The organism is Vibrio sp. 10N.261.52.C2 (assembly GCF_041471425.1).
Classification (GTDB): Bacteria; Pseudomonadota; Gammaproteobacteria; order Enterobacterales; family Vibrionaceae; genus Vibrio; species Vibrio crassostreae_C.
In genome coordinates this window covers 1-2,171 of sequence record NZ_JBFROH010000097.1, presented here as the reverse complement: position 1 = coordinate 2,171, position 2,171 = coordinate 1, and the positions used below count along the sequence as shown (strand labels likewise).

1 protein-coding gene and 1 pseudogene are annotated in these 2,171 nt (G+C 48.3%); both read left to right on the top strand.

The genetic code is table 11. The annotated features are described in order from the left end of the window. Positions 1-864 (top strand): tyrosine-type recombinase/integrase (locus tag AB4307_RS21835; protein WP_102398431.1); only part of this gene is annotated, 864 nt, incomplete at its 5' end. Continuing rightward, positions 861-1,913, top strand: a pseudogene (locus tag AB4307_RS21830) (IS91 family transposase). The gene AB4307_RS21835 and the pseudogene AB4307_RS21830, both read left to right, overlap by 4 nt. The last annotated feature ends 258 nt before the right edge of the window (positions 1,914-2,171 follow it).

Sequence of the window (2,171 nt, the reverse complement as noted above, 5' to 3'; positions counted from 1 at the left end):
TACAACACCCTTTATGAACAACACCTTACCAACCTAAAGCTGCAAGGTAAACGACCCGCGACCATTGATGCCTATTCCCGTGCGGTTCGTCGGATCACCGCTCATTTCGACCGAGCCCCTGATACATTAACGACCTCTGACCTCAAACAGTTCTTCGCGTCTCTTATTCAAACCCACTCGTGGAGCACCATAAAACTCGATCGTAATGGCTTGCAGTTTTTCTATCGCTACACGCTCGATAAACAGTGGGAGTGGCTCAATATCGTCAAGCCGCCACAAGTAAAACGACTGCCCGACATACTGACACCACAGCAAGTCAGCTCGCTGATTACTCACACTCGACAAGCACGTTATCAGGTGTTTTTTCTTACTCTGTACAGCATGGGGTTACGACTCAGTGAGGGATTAAATCTTACGGTTCATGATATCGACAGCCAAACCATGCGCGTTCACATACGGGAAGGAAAAGGCGGAAAAGACCGAATGGTGCCGCTTCCGCAGCGAACGCTTAAGGCACTCCGCACGCACTGGCTTACCCATAAGCATCCTTGCTACTTATTTCCTGGACTTGGTACATGTCACGACACCCCCATGGATCGTGGCGGAATTCAAAAGACGATGAAACTTGTACTTAAAGAGTGTGGTATCAAAAAGCATGCGAGTCCTCATTCACTCAGACATTGCTTCGCAACGCACTTACTTGAGCAAGGAGTCGACCTGCGTTCACTGCAATCACTGCTCGGTCATGCAAGCCTCAACACCACGGCACGATACACCCGAATGACTCAGATAAAGCAGCGTGATGCGGCAATGGCCATCAACCAATTAACGGATGATCTAGACTTAACATGGAGCATAAAATGAGTACTTTCATTGAACTGCTTCGCCAGCATCATCGTGCGCTTAAGCATCACTATCATGCGCAGATAAATGGCGATATGCATCGAGCTATTGGGGCGATGCTCCGTTGCAAAACAGAGCAACAAGTACGCTCACAATGGTTCTGCAGTCACTGCCATCACGATGACCGATTGCCTCTTTCTTGTGGTCATCGCCATTGCCCTCAATGCCAACAACGCACCACTTCTGACTGGCTACAGCGTCAACAGCAAAAACGGTTACCTGTTCACTATTTCATGGTGACCTTCACTTTACCGTATCAATTGAGAGTGCTGGCAAGACATCAACCTAAAGCGATATATAACGGTATGTTTAAGGTGGCATCAGGGGTATTAAAGGATTTTGCCAACCGACAACGGCAAGGTGAACTTGGTTTTACTGCCGTGTTGCATACTCACAGCCGACAACGAAACTTGCACCCACATCTGCACATTATCGTGGCGGCAGGCCAATACGACGCGTCGAGGCAAACGTGGCACAAAGGCAACAAGCATTACCTCTTCAACGCGTTTGCTTTGGCCAAAGTATGGCGAGCAAGAATGCTAGAGGCCATTAATCAACACCCAACGTTGTGGCTGCCGAGTGGCATACCCAAACAATGGGTGGTCGATTGCAGACAAGTAGGATACGGTCAGGCTGCACTCAACTATTTGGCGCGCTATCTCTATCGCGGTGTGCTGCCTGATGAAGACATCATCAGTATCACAGATGATACTGTCACCTTCCGCTATAAAGAGAGTCAGACCAATGCATGGCGAACGCGCACCTTGCCCATTCTGAAGTTTTTGCTGCTCATTTTGCAACACGTGCTGCCCAAAGGGTAGCAGAGAGTACGAGACTACGGATTTTTACGTGGTCAAGCTCACGCCTTAAGAGCCCGCATTCAACTGCTGTTATTGAACTTGGTCTATATGATGCCGCCGCTAACGGCACCGATAAGGAGCAAAGCGATAAGAATCTGCCCTTGCTGTGAGCATGAGATGGCGTGTGTTGGAGTGAGCCGACCCATGTAGCCGAAAGGCATTTGATAATAAGGAGAATGGCATTGACGAAATCAAAGGAGATGTGACGACGAAAGAAACGAAAAATAGCTAACTGGTTGATAAGATTGCTATCGCAACCTTATCTTGACCCCGCTCGCCTTGAGAAAAGCCTCAAAGCGATGTGCCCTTCAAGTTCAATCGTACAATTTACTTAACAAAGTGGCTTCGGGCTTGTTCAACACTCGGGATTTAGTGTTGGCTGCGCAACACCTTAATCCTTATTTGTTA